Here is a 15,985-nt window from a genome sequence, read left to right on the forward strand (position 1 = left end):
TCGCGCACGTCACACGTGGTTGAGGGGGTGGGCCCCGGCGACCACACTCGGCGCATGAGCGAGACCGGCCCGTCCACGCAGCTGCCCCAGCACCTCTTCACCGCGATCGACCACGTCGGCGTCGCCGTGCCCGACCTCGACGCGGCGATCGCGACGTACACCGAGAAGTTCGGCATGGTCGTGCTGCACGAGGAGACCAACGAGGAGCAGGGCGTCCGCGAGGCGATGGTCGGCGTCGGCGACTCCGGGTCGTGCATCCAGCTGCTGGCGCCGCTCGACGAGACCTCCACGATCGCGAAGTTCCTCGACCGCAGCGGTCCCGGGCTGCAGCAGCTCGCCTACCGCGTCGACGATGTCGAGCAGGTCAGCGCCGTGCTGCGCGAGCGCGGCCTCCGGCTGCTGTACGACGCCCCCAAGCGCGGCACTGCCGGCTCCCGCGTCAACTTCGTGCACCCCAAGGACGCCGGCGGCGTGCTCGTCGAGCTGGTCGAACCCGCCCGCTGACCGCCCATCCGCCTCAGATGTCGGCATCTCAGGCGGGTCGGCGTACATCTGGGGCGGGTCGGCGGGCTCGCTAGCCGAAGGTGGCGTCGGTGACCACGAGCGGGTGGTCGGTGGCGAAGCGCATCGCGGCGCCGCGGTCCTGCTGGTAGTCGCTGAAGGTGAGCGAGGGGCTGCCGAAGATCCAGTCGATACGGGCGTTCTTCGGGGGCTTGCAGGTGCCGCCGCGCGAGCCGCCCGCGGCCGCCTTGAGCGGCGTACGGGAGGTGACGCGGCAGAAGTAGGTCTTGTACTCGTTCATGTCGCCGGTGACGACCTGCGGGTGGCCGGTGGCCTCGAGGCGGTTGAAGAGCCGGACCTGGCGGTCGGTGGCCTGGTCGCGCCACTTCTGCGCCGGTCCCCGGGCGTCGGCGGGGTTGTGGAAGCTGGAGACCCACAGCTTCTTGCCCGTGGCGCGGTGCTCGAGCAGGACGTAGGGCATCTTCTTGCGCTCGCCGTGGAAGTAGGGGATGACGATCAGGTGCTGCTCGCGCACCTTCCAGACCGCGGTGTTCCACGCCACCGCGTCGGCGCCGGAGCGCGGCGGGGCCTTGATGCCGGGGTACTGGGCCCACCCGGGTGAGAGGCGCTGGAACTCGCGCCGCTGCGGGGGCTCGAACTCCTGCAGCCCGACGACGTCGACGCCGTGACCGTTCATCACCCGCTTGGCTGCGGCCATCCGCTTGTAGCTGCTGGCCCAGCCGGGCTTGTTGCCCCCCGGCTTGGTGTGGTCGTGGCCGAGCACGTTGAGCGAGGCGACGGTGAAGTCGCCACCGCCGTCGGCGACCGGGCCAGGCGTGGTCGTGCCGGGATCGGTCGGAGCCGGTGCCGGGGCGGGCGCCGTGGTCGCGCCCGGCTCGGCCACGGGCATGGGCGCCGCGGTCATGCCGGTCGCCTGGGGGGCGGTCGAGGCGGCACCGCTCGTGGCGGCGCCGGCCAGCAGCGGGAGCGGCGCGCGCGTGGGCGCCTGCAGGGGCACCGGCTGCCAGGGCGCGGGCGACTGGCCGGCGCGGGCGGGCTTGCGCGTCGGCTGCTCGGTGGGCTCGACACGGGGCTGGGAGCGGAAGGTGCCGTAGCCGGCCGGTGCGTCGGCGGCCCCCGCGGCCTCGGGGGCCTCCACCACGCGCTCGGCGACGGTGCCGAAGTCGGCCTCCACGGGGTCGAAGGCGCCGACGGCCCAGGCGTACGTCGTACCGACGGTGAGGGCGACGCTGGACACGGTCAGCGTGACGACGAACTTCTCGAGCACGTGCGAACGCTAAATCGGGTGAAACGGGCAGTCTTGTTATTAGGTACAGACGGGACATAAGTCCCTGGACCACCACAGGACCACCCAGTATCGGCCAACGCCGACGGATCCTCGCCCGGCCCGGCATACTCGTCCCATGCCAACGCGGGGTACCTCGGGCACCACGCGCACCTTCCTCATCGACAGCCACGACATCTTCCGGCTGGGTGCGCGGCTCTCGCTGGCCGATCACCCTCGCATCGAGGTGGTCGGTGACTGCGGCGACTTCGAGGACGGCACCCGGCGGGTGCAGGACCTGCGGCCCGACGTCACGCTGGTCGGCGTCCGCTCCCACGAGCAGCCGCTGCTGCGCGAGCTGTGGCGGCTGCGCACCGGCGCGCCCGGCACCCGGGTGCTGGTGCTCTCGCGCCGCGTGGAGGATCGCGAGCTGGCGGTGCGCTACGGCGCCAGCGCGACCCTCGGCAAGGACGTGAGCGGCGAGGAGGTGGCGCGCGCCATCGAGGTGGCCTCGGGCCAGGCGCCCACGACCTCCCCGGCCCCCGCGCCCGGCGACGCGGCCGGCGGTCACCGCTCCGAGCGCGACGCGATCGCCAACCTGACCAGGCAGGAGCGCCGCATCCTCGGCCTGATCGGCCAGGGACTCTCCAACCGCGAGATCGCCGAGTCGCTCTTCCTCGCCGAGAAGACCGTGCGCAACCACGTGACGCGCCTGCTGGCCAAGCTCGGCGTGAGCCGCCGCACCCAGGCCGCCCTCATCGCGGCCCGCCAGGACGCACTGCACGACTCCGCCCGGCACTGACGCGCCGGGTTCCGCTCAGGACGGCGCAGCGCCTGCCGATCCTCCCCCTGCGGCGGAGCCACGCCCGCCCGCGGAAGGGTGCCCGGAGCAGTGGACGACCTCGTCACGGAGTTCCTGGTCGAGTCCCACGAGGGGCTCGACCGGGTCGACCGCGCCCTGGTGGACCTCGAGCGCCGACCCGACGACACCGCGCTGGTCGCGGAGATCTTCCGCGCGGTGCACACCATCAAGGGCACGGCCGGCTTCTTCGACTTCACCGGCCTCGAGGCCGTCACCCACGCCGGCGAGACCGTGCTGGCCCGGCTGCGCGACGGCGGGGCGGCGCTCACCCCGGAGGTCACCGAGGCCCTGCTCCGCATGGTCGACGTCGTACGCCGCCTGCTCGCCACCGTGGAGCGGGAGGGCACCGAGGGCGACCTCGACGTCAGCCCCGTCGTGGCCGCCCTGGCGGCGCTCGGCCCCGGGGCGGCAGCGACGAACCACGGCGCGCCGGACGCACCCCTGCCCTCGACCGACGACCCGGAGGCCGTGGGCCCCGACCGCTCGGCCGCGGTCGACTCGACGGTGCGCGTCGACGTCGAGCAGCTCGACCGGCTGCTGCGGCTCGTCGGCGAGCTGGCGCTGACCCGCAACCAGGTGCTGCAGCACGCCACCTCCCCCGTCCCCGGACCGGGGCTGCTGCACGTGGCGCAGCGGCTCAACCAGGTGGCCGGAGAGCTGCACGAGCGCGTGATGCAGACGCGGCTGCAGCCCATCGACCACGTCTGGCACAAGCTGCCGCGGGTGGTCCGCGACGTGGCCGCCGCGTGCGGCAAGGAGGTCGACCTGCAGCTGACCGGGGGCGACACCGAGCTCGACCGGTCACTGCTCGAGGCGATCCGCGACCCGCTGCTGCACCTGGTCCGCAACGCGGTCGACCACGGCCTGGAGCCCGCCGAGGCGCGGGTCGCCTCGGGCAAGCCCGCGGTCGGGTCGCTGGCGCTGCGCGCCTTCCACGACAGCGGCCTGGTGGTCGTGGAGGTCAGCGACGACGGCGCCGGCATCGACCCCGCCAGGATCGCCGCCGTGGCGCGCGAGCGAGGTCTGCTGCCGGCCGAGGAGCTCGACCGGATGAGCGACCGCGACCTGCTCCAGCTGGTCTTCTGGCCGGGCTTCAGCACGGCGGGCGTCGTCACCCACGTGTCGGGCCGCGGGGTGGGGATGGACGTCGTGCGCGCCCACGTGCACGCCATCGGCGGCACCGTGGAGGTCGACTCGACCCCGGGCCTGGGCACGACCTGCCGGCTGCGCATCCCGCTCACCCTCGCCGTCGTGCCCGCGCTGGTCGTCGAGTCCGCCGGCGACCGCTACGCCCTCCCGCAGGCGCACGTCAGCGAGCTGATCTCGCTCGACCCGAGCCGGAGCCCGCAGGCGGTCGAGGACGTCAACGGCGTGCTGGTGCACCGGTTGCGCGGGACGCTGCTCCCCCTGGTGCGCCTCTCCGAGCTGCTCGGCGTCGACCCGGGCCACCCGCCCGACGCCGCGATGCTGGTCGCGGTGGTGCACGCCGACGGCCTGCGCGTCGGCCTCGCCCTCGACGCCGTGCTCCACAGCGAGGAGATCGTGGTCAAGCCGCTCCCGTCGAGCCTGGCCACGCTCGAGTTCTACAGCGGCGCCACCATCCTCGGCGACGGTCGCGTGGCGCTGATCCTCGACCTCCCGGCCGTGTGCCGCCGCGTCCTCGGACCCGACGTCGCCCCCCAGGAGCCGGCCGCACGCTCCGACCTCGACGACCTGCCGCCCGGCCCCCGCCTGGTCGTGGCGGGCGTCGACGGGGGCCGTCTGCTCGGCATCCCGATGCGCTCGGTGACGCGGCTCGAGCGGGTGCCCGCCCGCGCCGTGCAGGTCGTGGGCGACCGGGAGATGATCCGGCTGCGCGACGACCTGCTCCCGGTGCTGCGGCTGGGCCCGGTGAGCAGCGAGGAGGTCTCGGTCGTCGTGCACACCGACAGCAGCAGCCGGGTGACCCAGAGCGTCGCGCTGGTCGTCGACGACGTCATCGACATCGTCGACGCCGCGGCCGCCCTCGACGGCGACGTGCACGAGCGCGGGCTGCTCGGCTCCGCCGAGTTCCGCGACCGCATCGTCGAGGTCGTCGACGTGCGCGCCGCGCTCGCCGCGTCACGGCTGGAGGGGGCCCGATGAGCACCCGGCTGGTCACCTTCGTGCTCGACCGCGGGCTGTACGGCGTCGACGTCACCGCCGTGCGGGAGGTCCTGCGCGGGCTGCCGACGACGCGGGTGCCGCTCGCCCCCGCCGGGCTCGCGGGCCTGGTCAACCTCCGCGGCGAGGTGCTGGCCACCGTCGACCTGCGCCAGCGGCTCGGTCTCCCCCCGCGCGAGGAGGACGCCGAGCCGATGCTCGTGGTCACCCACGGCCGGTCGGAGTCCGACGCCCTGCTCGTCGACCGCATCGGCGAGGTCGTCGACGTCGGCGACCTCCCCCTGCTGCCGCCGCCGGAGACCCTCGACGGCCCCGCCCGCCCCCTCATCGTCGGCTGCTACCCGCTGCCCGACCAGCTGCTGCTCGCGCTCGACGTCGAGCACCTGGCACCCGCCTGAGCGCTCACCACTCTCGGAGGACACCCATGAAGCCCCCCATCCGCTGGACCGTCGGACGACGGATCTCGGTGATCACCGCGATCGGCGTGCTGACGACCCTGCTCGTCGGCGGCATCGCCCTGCTGGTCGACGCCCGGGCCACCGGACTCTCCCGCGACGTCGACTCGCGGCTGACCGCCTCGCAGCACGTGGCCCACCTCGACGGCCTGGCCGCGGAGATGCGCGCCGACGCGTCCGACGCCCTCGTGACCGGCGACGCCGAGCGCGCCCGCGACCGCGTGGGCGAGGTGCTGACGGAGTCCGACGCCGAGCTGCGCGAGCTCGCCGCCCTCCCGCTGGAGGCCCGCGACCAGCAGCGGGTCGCCGAGCTCCGGGTCGAGCTCGACGCGTACGCCGCCGAGGTCGAGGCCGTCCTCGACGACGAGGACGCCACCCCGGCGGCGGCCCAGGAGGAGCTGCGGCGGGCGCACACGCGGATCGACGAGAGCCTGGGAGCGACCGTGGGAGGTCTCGAGCAGGCCGGGCGGTCGAGCGTGGTGGAGCTGCGCGAGAGCCTCGACACGGCCCGGACCTGGCTGCTCGCGGTCGGGCTGCTGGGCTGCCTCGCGCTCGTCGTGCTGACCGTCGCCATCACCCGGAGCCTGGTGCGCCCGCTGGAGCAGGCGGTGCACGCCGTCGAGCGCTTCGCCGAGGGCGACCTCACGCACCGGCTCCCCGAGACCTCGAGCGGGACCGTGGGCGACCTGCAGCTGGCGGTCAACCGCTCCCTGGACCAGGCCACCGTCATCCTGGGTGCCTTCACCGCCACCGCCGACGCCGTGGCCGCCGCCTCCGAGGAGCTCGCGCGCAACTCCCAGGAGATCACCTCGGGGGCCTCGCAGACCTCCGCGCGGGCCAACCTCGTCGCCGGGGCGGCGGAGGAGGTCTCGCGCAACGTGCAGACGCTCGCCGACGGCGCGGAGCAGATGGGCGCCTCCATCCGCGAGATCGCCCACTCGGCCAACGAGGCCGCCCGGGTCGCGGCCCACGCCGTGACGGTGGTCGACGCCACCAACGACTCGGTCGGCAAGCTCGGCGTCTCGAGCCAGGAGATCGGCAACGTCGTCAAGGTGATCACCTCGATCGCCGAGCAGACCAACCTGCTCGCCCTCAACGCCACCATCGAGGCGGCCCGCGCGGGCGACGCCGGCAAGGGCTTCGCCGTGGTCGCCAACGAGGTCAAGGAGCTCGCCCAGGAGACCGCGCGCGCCACCGACGACATCGCCCGTCGGGTGGAGACCATCCAGGGCGACACCCTCGGCGCGGTCGACGCGATCACCGAGATCTCCTCGATCATCACCACCATCAGCGACTACCAGCTGACCATCGCCTCCGCGGTGGAGCAGCAGACGGCCACCACCAACGAGATGGGTCACAACGTCGCCGAGGCCTCCACCGGCTCGGTCGAGATCGCCAGCAACATCGGCGGGGTCGCGACCGCGGCCTCCGCCACCACGACGACCGTCGAGCAGACCTCCACCGCGGTGGCGGAGCTGGCGCGGATGGCCTCCGACCTGCGGTTGCAGGTCGCGATGTTCCGGTTCTGAGCGGGCCGACGTGACGGCGGCGGTCCGGGTCCTGGTGGCCGAGCGGCCCCCGCCGCACGGCGGCAGCCTGCGCGAGGCGCTCGAGCGCCGCGGCCTCGAGGTCGTCGCCACCGCCCAGGGGGCGCGCGACCTGCTCGCGGCCACCGCCAGGCGGCGTCCCGCCGTCGTCGTGGCCCGGGCCGACCTGCCGGGCTCCGACGGCCCCGCGTGGGTACGCCGGCTGCGCGAGGCCGGCTCGGTCACCCGCGTGCTCGTGGTGGGCTCCCCCGACGACGTGCGCCGCGGCGTACGACGCACCGCGCTCGCGGCCGGTGCCGACGACTGGCTCACCGCCGTGCCCGGTGCCGACCACGAGCTGGTACGCCGCGTGCTCGCCCTGGCGCCGCCCCCGCCGGCGGCACCGACGGCCGCGGCCGCGCTCGCCCTCCCGTCTCCTCTCCCGCCCCTCCGGCCCGCCCGCGCGGTCACCGGACCACCGGTGCGCCTGCTCGTCGTCGCCGGGTCGACCGGCGGCCCCGAGGCGCTGCTCGACCTGCTGCCGGCGCTGGCGCCCCTGAGCGTGCCGGTCGCCGTGGTGCAGCACCTGCCCGAGCACCACGTCGGGCGGCTGGTGGCGCGGCTGCAGCGCGCCTGCCCCTTCCCCGTCGTCGAGGCCGCGCACGACGCCGCGCTGCTGCCCGGGGTGGTGCACCTCGCCCCGGCCGGCCGGCACCTGGAGGTGACGGGGAGCCGGGGGCGCTACCGCAGTCGGCTGGGACTCCGCGCGCCCGAGCACCACGCCCGGCCCGCCGCCGACGTGCTCTTCCGCACCGCCGCGAGCGCGGCGGGCAGCGGCGTCCTCGCGGTGGTCCTGACCGGGATGGGCCACGACGGCGTCCGCGGCGCGGCGGCCGTGGTCGCGTCGGGCGGGCGGGTGCTGGCGCAGGGCGAGGCGTGCTCGGTCGTGTGGGGCATGCCGGGGGCGGTCGTCGCCGCCGGGCTCGCCACCGAGGTGGTGCCGCTGCGGTCGATGCCGCTCGCGGTCAGGACCCGGATGCCGCTGCCGGCACGGGCGCGGGCGTCGGGCTGAGGCTCACGCCTCGTCGGTCGACCCGGCCTCGCCGTCGGCCGAGGAGCGCTTCTGGAGCGCGTCACGCAGCGACTGCACGGTGTCGGGGCTCGGCGACGCCGCCTGCTTGTTGCTGCTCTCGAGCTGCTCGAGCAGCTCGGCGCGGTGCACGCGCACGCTACGGGGCGCGTCGATGCCGACACGCACCACGTCGCTGCGCACCTCCAGGATGGTGACGACCACGTCGTCACCGATGGTGATGCTGTCGCCCACGCGACGGCTGAGGACCAGCATGGCGTCACGCTACCCGCTGGCCCCCGGGGGACGCGCGAGGTGGGGTGCGCGGGCGCGTGGCCCGGGACCCGGACCGGGCCGGGAGCCAGGCGGCGGCTCAGGCCGCGGCGAGCGGTGCGGCCAGCGGCAGCGAGGCGTCGTCGAGCACGACCTGCTGGGCACGGAGGTTGTGCACGTTGACCAGGACCGGGGCGGCGAGGTTGGCCGTCGAGGTGGCCAGACTGGTGCCCGCGGTGACCACGACGAGCAGCAGCACGTCGTCGGCCTGCACGACGCCCAGCCCGCTGACGGAGTCCTCGTCGACCTCGGCGACGTAGTCGGGGAAGAAGGTCGCGGGCGGCACCACGAGGAAGCTCGTGGCCGGGTCGTCGACCGAGCGCAGCTCGCACAGCAGGCCGCTCTCGTCGATGCGCACCAGGGCGAAGCGGCGCAGCGCCGGGAAGCCGGGCATCGGCTGCGTCATCTCGATCACGGGCAGCTCGGGCAGGCCTGCCTCGCGGGGCGCCGTCACGGTCATGGAGGGGTCCTCACTGTGCGTGTCAGCGGGTCGGACGAGGGTGTCGGTCATCATCGCAAGAACTCCCTCAGGCTGGGCTGCAGGACACGGGCAGTCGCCCCCAGGGCGGCCTGGTAGGCCACCTCCTGGAGCTGCAGCTGCACCACGGTGGCGGCGAGGTCGACGTCCTCGACCGCGCTGAGATCCTTCTTCATCCGCAGCTCGGCGTCGGCCGCGACCTGCGCGGCCTGGTCGACGCGGGCGGCGCGGGTGCCGGCCTCCGCCTGCGCGGTGCCGAGCCGGTCGAGGTCGGCGGCGAGTGCCGCGAGCGCCGTGCCGACGGCGGCGTCGTCGCCGGCCGTGATGGCGGTCGAGAGGGCGCTGAGGTGGGTGAAGACCGAGTCGCCGTCGGCGCCGAAGGCGTCCTGGCCGCCGACGTCGACGCGCACCCGGCTGCCGTCGCCCACGGTCCGCACCACCGCGCCGGGCTCGCCGACGAAGGCGCCCGAGGCGTCGTACGCCGTGGTGCCGGCGGTGACGCCGCCGAAGACCGGACGACCGAGGTAGGCGGTGTTGGCGGTGCCGATCAGGCTCTCGCGCAGCTGGTCGACGCTCGCCGCCAGGGCGGCACGGGAGCTCTGCCCCATGGCGCCGTTGACGGCCTGCAGCCCGAGCTCGCGGGCGTTGCGCACCGTGTCGGTGGCCGTGGTCAGGGCGTTGTCGACGGTGGACAGCCAGCTCGCGCCGTCCTGCGCCGCGCGCTGGAACTGCTGCACCTGGGTCATCGAGGTGCGCAGCCGCATCGCCGAGCTCGTGCCCGAGGGCGAGTCGGAGGGCCGGTTGATGGTCTTGCCCGAGGTCAGCTGCTCCTGCAGCTGGCCGAGCCGTCCCAGCCCGACCTGGAGGTTCTCCAGCGAGCGGTGGCTCAGCATCGACTGGGTCACGCGTCCGACGGACATCAGCCCACTCCCATCCGGTTGATCAGCGTGTCCAGCAGCGAGTCGACGGTCGACATCACCCGCGCGGCTGCCTCGTACTGGCGCTGGAGCACGGTCAGGTTGACCATCTCCTCGTCGAGGCTGACGCCGCCGAGCTGGTCACGGGCGAGGTCGACCTGGGTGGTGAGGACCTGCTGGCTGGCGGCCTGACGGTTCAGCGACGACACCGAGGCGCCGAAGCCGCTGACGAGGCGCTGGTAGCCGTCGCCGAGGCCGGCGAGCTCCCCGATGCGGGCGGCGTTGTCGCCGTCGGCCCCGGTGGGCCCCGCGGACGCCGCGAGCAGCCGCGGGTCGCTGAGGGCGACCTCGACGGTGCCGAGCACGTCGGCGGGGTCGTAGGAGAAGACGGCGGCCCCGGCGTTGCCCTGGGCGTCGTACCCGGCGGCGTGCTGGGTGTTGACGCGGTCGGCGACGTCGCGCACCACGGCGGCGAGGTCGGCCAGGTAGGTCGGGAAGGTCACGTCGAGCAGCTGCGCGACGCCCCCGAGCTCGCCACCGGCGGCGACGACGGCCGAGCCCCCCTGCGGCGAGGTCACCGCGAAGCGCAGCGGCTGGCCGTCGGCCTCGCCCGTGGGGGTGACCCCGGAGGCCACGGTGAAGCTGCCGGCGGCCGAGCCCTCGACGAGCACGGCACCCCCGATGCGCACGGTGGCCGACCCGTCGGCCTGCACGGTGGTGACCGCGCCGGTCAGCTCGGCCATGCGCCCGGCGATCTGGTCGCGGGAGTCGAGCAGGGCGTTGACGTTGCTGCCGTTGAGCCGGCCCGACACGATCGAGCTGTTGATCTTGGCCAGGTCGCGTCCGAGGGTGTCGACCTCGGAGGCGTCGGTCAGGGCGAGCACCCGCTGGTCGCCGGCCTCCGCGCCGACCTGGCGCAGCTGGCCGCGGGCGGTGTCGACGACGGTGGCCGCGGCGGCGAGCACGTTGGCCCGCGCCGCGGAGCTGGACGTGCCGGCGGGGTTCATCGAGAGCGTGCCCCACGCCGACTGGAAGCGGTCGAGCGCCGCCGAGAGACCGTTGGCGCCGGGCTCGCCGATGCCGTCCTCCACCCGGGCCAGGGCGGTGGCCTGCACGTCGAGGAAGCTCTGGTTGCCGTGCTCGCGCCGGGCGCGCACGTTGAGCAGCTCGTCGGTCATCCGGCTCACGCCGGTCACCGCCACGCCGTCGCCGACGTTGGCGGAGCGGAACCACATGGCCGGGGTGGCTCCGCCGGCGACCGAGGCGCTGTCGCCCCGGCGCCGGGCGTACCCCTCGGTCGAGATGTTGGCGATGTTGTCGCTCGCCACGTCCATCGCGACGCGCGTGTAGCGCAGGGCGCTCAGCGCGGTGTTGAGGGACGCGAAGCCGCTGGTCATGGGCTACAGGCTCCGGTCGACGAGTCGCGGGGCGGGAGCGCCGCCGGTGACGGCCACGCCGTCCTGGCCGTAGCCCTCGGTGGCCTCCTCCAGGCTCAGCAGCGCCTCCCGCGCCGAGCGGAGCCCGGAGGTGAGCAGCTGCCGGTTGCGCTGGGCCAGGGCCTCGATGTCGCGCGTCGCCTGCTCGAAGGCGTCGCGGTGGTCGAGCAGGATCCCCCGCCAAGGCTCGTCGACCGCCTCGGCGAGCACGCGGAGGCTCGGCGTGCTGCCGAGGCCCAGGGTGGCGGCGGCCTCGTCGGAGGCCACGGCGCGGAGGATCTCCGCCTCGCGGAGCATCTCCAGGACCAGCTCGACCTCCTTGGTCGCCCGGGCGAGCCAGGTGGTGCGGCCGCTCGCCAGCACCAGCTGCTCCACCTCGAGCTTGAAGGTCAGGGACTCGAGCAGCTCGCGCTCCCGCCAGAGCACCTGCGAGAGCTTGTCCATGGTTCACCTTCCGGATCTGTGGGGGTCGACACCGGCTCGATCGGCCGCGGCGGGGTGGACCTGAGGAGAAATGCGAGACCCGGGCGAGAATCCGGTGGTCTGCACTCATCTAGGCCACCATGGGGACAGACGTCCCTATTGCGGGGCCTTATGGATGATTCGTGTGCGAATCGGACATTGCGACACGCAGAGTTCCCGCTGTGACCCCGCCGCTCTCCTCCTCCCTCCCCGGCCCCGCCGACACCTCGGACCTCGCGTCGTCGCACCTGCCGCTGGTCGCGCACCTGGTGCGCGAGCTGTCCGGACGGCTCCCCAGCCACGTCGGCCGCGACGACCTGACCTCGGCGGGGATGCTGGCGCTGGTGCAGGCGGCGAGGTCCTTCGACCCCACCCGCGGCGCCTCGTTCGCCAGCTACGCCACGCCCCGGGTCCGTGGGGCGCTCCTCGACGAGCTGCGCGGCATCGACTGGGCCTCCCGCTCGGTGCGGCGCCGGGCCCGCGACCTCGACCAGACCCGTCACCAGCTCGCCGGCGCGCTCGGCCGCGCCGCCACCGAGCAGGAGGTCGCCGACGCGACCGGCATGACCGTCGAGGAGGTGCGCCGCAACGCCGAGGACGTCGCCCGGGCCAAGGTCACCTCGATCCACGCCTCGGAGGACTCCGACCTCGAGGGCCTGCTGCCGACCGCCGGTCCGACGCCGGCCGACGTCGTCGAGCACCGCGAGCAGCTCTCCTACATGACCGCCGCCGTCGCCCAGCTCCCGGAGCGCCTGCGCACCGTGGTCGAGCAGTACTTCCTCGCCGAGCGCCCGATGACGGAGATCGCCGCCGAGCTCGGCGTCTCGGAGTCGCGCGTCTCGCAGATCCGCGCCGAGGCGCTCGTGCTGATGCGCGGGGCCATGGACCGCGCCCTGGGCGACGCCGAGGCCCCGGCCGCGGCCCCCGCCGGCTGCGCCGCCCGGCGGCGCGAGGCCTACTACGCCTCCGTCGCCACCGCCGCCACGGCGTCCGCCTCGGCCCCCCGGCCGCTGCGCGCCGGCGTCAGCGCCTGACGCCGACACCTCGCCGAAACTTTCTCCGCAGAATCTCTCAGGTCTTCCCCGCCGCAGCCGATGTGCTCGGCGAAGGGCCCACGGACGGGCCCGGCTCCACGACTCAAAATCCAGGAAGGAATTCATCATGGGTCTCCGCATCAACACCAACACCGACGCCTTCAACGCGTACCGCAACCTCTCGGTCACGCAGAACGACATGTCGAAGTCGCTCGAGAAGCTCTCCAGCGGCTTCCGCATCAACCGCGCCGCCGACGACGCCGCCGGCCTCGCCATCTCCGAGGGCCTGCGCTCGCAGGTCGGCGGTCTCCAGGTCGGTGTCCGCAACGCTCAGGACGGCATCAGCGTCGCGCAGACCGCTGAAGGCGCCCTGACCGAGGTCCACAGCATGCTGCAGCGCATGAACGACCTCTCCGTGCAGTACAACAACGGCACGCAGAACACCGACTCGCAGGCCGCTCTGACCGCCGAGTTCGACGCGCTGCAGACCGAGATCACCCGGATCACCGACAACGCCAAGTTCAACGGCGTCGACCTCTTCGCCGGTGCTGCGCTGACCTTCCAGGTCGGCGGCGACAGCGCCGACACGATCGACGTCTCGGCCACCGCGCTCGCGGCGGTCGACACCTCGGCGGCCGTCATCACCGACAGCACCACCGTCCAGACCGCCATCACGGCCATCTCGACGCAGCGTGCGGAGCTCGGTGCGATCCAGAACCGGTTCGAGCACACCATCAACTCCACCAACGTCGCGATCGAGAACCTGACCGCGTCGGAGAGCCGGATCCGCGACACCGACATGGCTGCGGAGATGAGCAACTTCACCCGCGCCCAGATCCTGTCGCAGGCCGGCACCGCGATGCTGGCCCAGGCCAACAGCGCCCCGCAGTCGGTCCTCCGACTGCTCGGCTGAGCCTGAGGGTTCCGCGGACCAACCACCCCCGGACCCCTGAGCTGAACCCACCTGACCTGGCGGGGGCCGGTCGCAACCCGACCGACCCCCGCCAGCGTCGTACCCCCACCCGAAGCACAGACCAAGGAGCGAGCGATGGCGTCGATCAGCGGCCTCGTCAGCGGGCTCGACACGGCCACCATCGTCAACCAGCTGATCACGCTGGAGGCCGCGCCCCAGACCCGGCTGAAGAAGCAGCTGAGCACCGAGACGTCGGTCAAGACCGCGCTCCAGGCGCTCAACACCCAGGTCGCCGCCCTCGCCACCCAGGCCAAGGACCTGGCCAAGCCCGGCGCGTGGCAGGCCCTCACCGTGACCTCCTCCTCGACCGCCGTGGCCGCCAGCGCCAGCACGACCACCGGCGCCGGCAACGTCTCGGCCGGCAGCTTCTCCTTCACCGTCGACCAGGTGGCCAGCGCGCACCGGCTGACCTTCGCCTCGACCGCCGCGCGCACCGACACCGTGGTGCCGAGCGGCACCACCGTCCAGCTCACCGTCGGCGGCGAGACCAAGACGCTCGACACCGGCGACGGCACGCTCGCCGGCCTGGCCAACGCGCTCAACGGCGCCGGCACCGGCGTGCAGGCCGCGACCGTGAAGCTCGACGACGGCAGCTACCGCCTGGTCGTCACCGCGGCGAGCACCGGCACCGCCGGCGCCTTCACGCTCACCGACGCCGACGGCGCAGACCTGCTCGGCGGCGCCGCCGTGACCCAGGGTCGCAACGCCCAGATCACCATGGGCAGCGACACGATCTCCTCGACCTCCAACACGTTCACCGACGTGCTGCCCGGCCTGAGCTTCACCGTGAGCGCACCCGCCATCGGGACCACGGTCGACCTGACCAGCACCCGCGACGGCGCCAGCACCCGCGACCAGGTGAAGTCGCTCGTCGACAACGTCAACGCGCTGCTGACCCGCATCGACAGCGTCAGCAGCAAGACCGGCAGCAGCGCCGGCGTGCTCGCGCGCGAGAGCAGCGTGCGCGACCTGCGCAACGCGGTGCTGCAGAGCGTCTACCCCGCCGACGGCAGCTCGATGGCGGGCTACGGCATCCAGCTCGACCGCTACGGCAAGCTGCAGCTGGACACCGACGCCTTCGACAAGGCCTACGCCGCCGACCCCGTCGCGGTGCAGGGTGCCTTCACCACCGGGACCACCGCCGGCTTCGCCGCCCGGCTGCACTCCGTCACCGACAAGGCCAGCGACGCCTACACCGGCACCCTCAGCGACGCCATCGAGGGCCGAGACGAGTCCATGCGTCGCCTCACCGACCGCATCGAGGGCTGGGACACCCGCCTCGAGCTCAAGCGCACCGCGCTCACCCGTCAGTACACCGCGCTCGAGACCGCGCTCTCGGCCCTCAGCAGCCAGTCGTCGTGGCTGGGCTCCCAGCTGAGCTCGCTCAACAGCAGCGGAACGAACTGAGGAAGGCCCGACCATGAGCTTCAGCACCAACGCCCGCGCGGCCTACCTCGGCGCCTCCGTCACCACGGCCGACCCGAGCCGCCTGCTCGTCATGCTCTGCGACCGGCTGGTGCTCGACGTCAGCCGCGCCGGCAGCTGCTTCGCCGACAACGCCGGCACCGAGGCCCGGCTCCACCTGCGCCACGCGCAGGACATCGTGCTCGAGCTGCGCGCGACCCTGGTCGTCGACGGCTTCGAGGGCGGCCGCGAGCTGGCCGCGCTCTACGACTACCTGCTCTCGCGCCTCGTGCGTGCCTCGATCGACCAGGACGCCGAGGCGACCGCGGAGTGCCTGCGGATCGCCGACGGCATCGCCGACACCTGGCGCACGGCCGCCTCGATGATGGTGAAGTCGGCGTGAACGGGCCCGACCCCGTCGACGCCCGTGACCCGCGCGACCTCGGCGAGCTGGAGCTGCACTGGAGCACCGAGCTCGACCGGCTCGAGCTGGAGCTGATGTGGACCGAGCGGCTGCTCAAGGTCGCCGAGCCGCTCGACCGCGCCGGCTGGTCACCCCACCAGCCGGAGGGACCGCTGCCCGCGCACCTCGTGCCGCGGGCCCGCGACATCGTCCGTCGGCAGGCCGACCTGCAGGCGCGCCTCTTGCAGGCGCTCGCCCAGCTCGACCAGGAGCGGCGCTTCACCACCGCCCAGCCCGCCGACGAGCGGCCCCGCTACATCGACCTGGTCGGTTGAGGTGAAGATCCTGGTCACCGACGACAGCCGCGTGATGCGGCAGATCGTCGTGCGCACCCTGCGCCAGGCGGGGCTCGGCGGGCACGAGGTGGTCGAGGCCGAGAACGGCCGCGACGCCCTGGAGAAGATCCGCACCGAGGAGCCCGACGTGGTGCTCTCGGACTGGAACATGCCGGTGATGGACGGCATCACGCTGCTCGCCACGCTGCGCCGCCGCGGCCACGCCCTGCCCTTCGGCTTCGTGACCTCCGAGGGCTCGCCGGAGATGCGCGCGCGGGCCGAGCAGGTCGGCGCCGACTTCGTGATCGCCAAGCCCTTCACGCCCGACGCCTTCGCCGAGGCGCTCGCGCCCGTCCTGGGCGGTCGTTGA

18 protein-coding genes are annotated in these 15,985 nt (G+C 73.9%); 12 read left to right on the top strand and 6 right to left on the bottom strand.

Annotation, left to right across the window (positions count from 1 at the left end; translation table 11 throughout):
* Positions 1-54 precede the first annotated feature (54 nt).
* Positions 55-504 (top strand): methylmalonyl-CoA epimerase, encoded by a 450-nt coding sequence (gene mce, locus IG63_RS0101450; RefSeq protein ID WP_030482604.1) that lies wholly within the window; start codon positions 55-57, stop codon positions 502-504.
* 70 nt (positions 505-574) lie between these two features.
* On the opposite strand, the gene IG63_RS0101455 is transcribed toward mce, so the two are convergent.
* Positions 575-1,789 carry an endonuclease/exonuclease/phosphatase family protein gene (locus IG63_RS0101455; RefSeq protein WP_030482605.1) on the bottom strand — a complete coding sequence of 405 codons (1,215 nt, stop codon included), beginning with the start codon at positions 1,787-1,789 and terminating at the stop codon, positions 575-577.
* 136 nt (positions 1,790-1,925) lie between these two features.
* Here IG63_RS0101455 and IG63_RS0101460 point away from each other — a divergent pair, with 136 nt between their 5' ends.
* The 5 genes from IG63_RS0101460 to IG63_RS0101480 all read left to right on the top strand — a co-directional run bounded on the left by IG63_RS0101460 (position 1,926) and on the right by IG63_RS0101480 (position 7,843).
* Positions 1,926-2,588: a LuxR C-terminal-related transcriptional regulator gene (locus IG63_RS0101460; RefSeq protein ID WP_030482606.1), complete on the top strand. Its 663-nt coding sequence runs from the start codon at positions 1,926-1,928 to the stop codon at positions 2,586-2,588.
* A 90-nt stretch (positions 2,589-2,678) separates the two neighbouring features.
* Entirely contained in the window at positions 2,679-4,772 is a 2,094-nt protein-coding gene (locus IG63_RS0101465) for a chemotaxis protein CheA (protein WP_030482607.1), read from the top strand.
* Positions 4,769-5,188, top strand: a complete 420-nt coding sequence (locus IG63_RS0101470; RefSeq protein ID WP_030482608.1) for a chemotaxis protein CheW — start codon at positions 4,769-4,771, stop codon at positions 5,186-5,188. The genes IG63_RS0101465 and IG63_RS0101470 overlap by 4 nt, the downstream gene beginning before the upstream one ends.
* 26 nt (positions 5,189-5,214) lie before the next feature.
* A complete protein-coding gene (locus IG63_RS0101475) occupies positions 5,215-6,774 on the top strand; it encodes a methyl-accepting chemotaxis protein (protein ID WP_030482609.1) in 1,560 nt (519 codons plus the stop codon).
* A 10-nt stretch (positions 6,775-6,784) separates the two neighbouring features.
* Positions 6,785-7,843 (top strand): chemotaxis protein CheB, encoded by a 1,059-nt coding sequence (locus IG63_RS0101480; protein WP_051706024.1) that lies wholly within the window; start codon positions 6,785-6,787, stop codon positions 7,841-7,843.
* A 3-nt stretch (positions 7,844-7,846) separates the two neighbouring features.
* Here the strand turns inward: IG63_RS0101480 and csrA are convergent, their stop codons facing one another.
* From csrA to IG63_RS0101505, 5 genes are all read right to left on the bottom strand, one after another.
* Complete coding sequence (gene csrA / locus IG63_RS0101485; RefSeq protein ID WP_030482611.1) at positions 7,847-8,116, bottom strand: carbon storage regulator CsrA; 270 nt, start codon at positions 8,114-8,116, stop codon at positions 7,847-7,849.
* Positions 8,117-8,213: 97 nt separating this feature from the next.
* The gene (gene fliW / locus IG63_RS0101490; RefSeq protein ID WP_030482612.1) at positions 8,214-8,633 is read right to left on the bottom strand and encodes a flagellar assembly protein FliW; all 420 of its coding nucleotides are present in this window, start codon (positions 8,631-8,633) and stop codon (positions 8,214-8,216) included.
* Positions 8,634-8,683: 50 nt separating this feature from the next.
* The gene (gene flgL / locus IG63_RS0101495; RefSeq protein WP_030482613.1) at positions 8,684-9,571 is read right to left on the bottom strand and encodes a flagellar hook-associated protein FlgL; all 888 of its coding nucleotides are present in this window, start codon (positions 9,569-9,571) and stop codon (positions 8,684-8,686) included.
* Positions 9,571-10,965 (bottom strand): flagellar hook-associated protein FlgK, encoded by a 1,395-nt coding sequence (gene flgK / locus IG63_RS0101500; protein WP_030482614.1) that lies wholly within the window; start codon positions 10,963-10,965, stop codon positions 9,571-9,573. Before flgK ends, flgL begins: the two co-directional genes overlap by 1 nt.
* Before the next feature lie 3 nt (positions 10,966-10,968).
* Positions 10,969-11,448 carry a flagellar protein FlgN gene (locus IG63_RS0101505; protein ID WP_030482615.1) on the bottom strand — a complete coding sequence of 160 codons (480 nt, stop codon included), beginning with the start codon at positions 11,446-11,448 and terminating at the stop codon, positions 10,969-10,971.
* A 200-nt stretch (positions 11,449-11,648) separates the two neighbouring features.
* Between IG63_RS0101505 and IG63_RS0101510 the strand changes: the two genes are divergently transcribed.
* The 6 genes from IG63_RS0101510 to IG63_RS0101535 all read left to right on the top strand — a co-directional run bounded on the left by IG63_RS0101510 (position 11,649) and on the right by IG63_RS0101535 (position 15,985).
* Positions 11,649-12,500 (top strand): sigma-70 family RNA polymerase sigma factor, encoded by an 852-nt coding sequence (locus IG63_RS0101510; protein WP_051706025.1) that lies wholly within the window; start codon positions 11,649-11,651, stop codon positions 12,498-12,500.
* 127 nt (positions 12,501-12,627) lie between these two features.
* Positions 12,628-13,413, top strand: a complete 786-nt coding sequence (locus IG63_RS0101515; protein WP_030482617.1) for a flagellin N-terminal helical domain-containing protein — start codon at positions 12,628-12,630, stop codon at positions 13,411-13,413.
* Between the two features lie 135 nt (positions 13,414-13,548).
* A complete protein-coding gene (fliD, locus tag IG63_RS20295; RefSeq protein WP_036194137.1) occupies positions 13,549-14,880 on the top strand; it encodes a flagellar filament capping protein FliD in 1,332 nt (443 codons plus the stop codon).
* Between the two features lie 13 nt (positions 14,881-14,893).
* The gene (gene fliS / locus IG63_RS0101525; RefSeq protein ID WP_030482618.1) at positions 14,894-15,280 is read left to right on the top strand and encodes a flagellar export chaperone FliS; all 387 of its coding nucleotides are present in this window, start codon (positions 14,894-14,896) and stop codon (positions 15,278-15,280) included.
* Complete coding sequence (locus IG63_RS21210) at positions 15,277-15,615, top strand: hypothetical protein (RefSeq protein ID WP_051706026.1); 339 nt, start codon at positions 15,277-15,279, stop codon at positions 15,613-15,615. Before fliS ends, IG63_RS21210 begins: the two co-directional genes overlap by 4 nt.
* A gap of 1 nt (position 15,616) precedes the next feature.
* Positions 15,617-15,985: a response regulator gene (locus IG63_RS0101535; protein WP_030482620.1), complete on the top strand. Its 369-nt coding sequence runs from the start codon at positions 15,617-15,619 to the stop codon at positions 15,983-15,985.

It is taken from the genome of Nocardioides aequoreus (assembly GCF_000720335.1).
GTDB classification, from domain to species: domain Bacteria; phylum Actinomycetota; class Actinomycetes; order Propionibacteriales; family Nocardioidaceae; genus Marmoricola; species Marmoricola aequoreus.

Coding starts and splice junctions, on each gene's coding strand:
- mce (WP_030482604.1), top strand. CDS start 55: ATGAGCGAGACCGGCCCGTCCACGCAGCTGCCCCAGCACCTCTTCACC.
- IG63_RS0101460 (WP_030482606.1), top strand. CDS start 1,926: ATGCCAACGCGGGGTACCTCGGGCACCACGCGCACCTTCCTCATCGAC.
- IG63_RS0101470 (WP_030482608.1), top strand. CDS start 4,769: ATGAGCACCCGGCTGGTCACCTTCGTGCTCGACCGCGGGCTGTACGGC.
- IG63_RS0101475 (WP_030482609.1), top strand. CDS start 5,215: ATGAAGCCCCCCATCCGCTGGACCGTCGGACGACGGATCTCGGTGATC.
- csrA (WP_030482611.1), bottom strand. CDS start 8,116: ATGCTGGTCCTCAGCCGTCGCGTGGGCGACAGCATCACCATCGGTGAC.
- fliW (WP_030482612.1), bottom strand. CDS start 8,633: ATGACCGTGACGGCGCCCCGCGAGGCAGGCCTGCCCGAGCTGCCCGTG.
- flgL (WP_030482613.1), bottom strand. CDS start 9,571: ATGTCCGTCGGACGCGTGACCCAGTCGATGCTGAGCCACCGCTCGCTG.
- flgK (WP_030482614.1), bottom strand. CDS start 10,965: ATGACCAGCGGCTTCGCGTCCCTCAACACCGCGCTGAGCGCCCTGCGC.
- IG63_RS0101505 (WP_030482615.1), bottom strand. CDS start 11,448: ATGGACAAGCTCTCGCAGGTGCTCTGGCGGGAGCGCGAGCTGCTCGAG.
- IG63_RS0101515 (WP_030482617.1), top strand. CDS start 12,628: ATGGGTCTCCGCATCAACACCAACACCGACGCCTTCAACGCGTACCGC.
- fliD (WP_036194137.1), top strand. CDS start 13,549: ATGGCGTCGATCAGCGGCCTCGTCAGCGGGCTCGACACGGCCACCATC.
- fliS (WP_030482618.1), top strand. CDS start 14,894: ATGAGCTTCAGCACCAACGCCCGCGCGGCCTACCTCGGCGCCTCCGTC.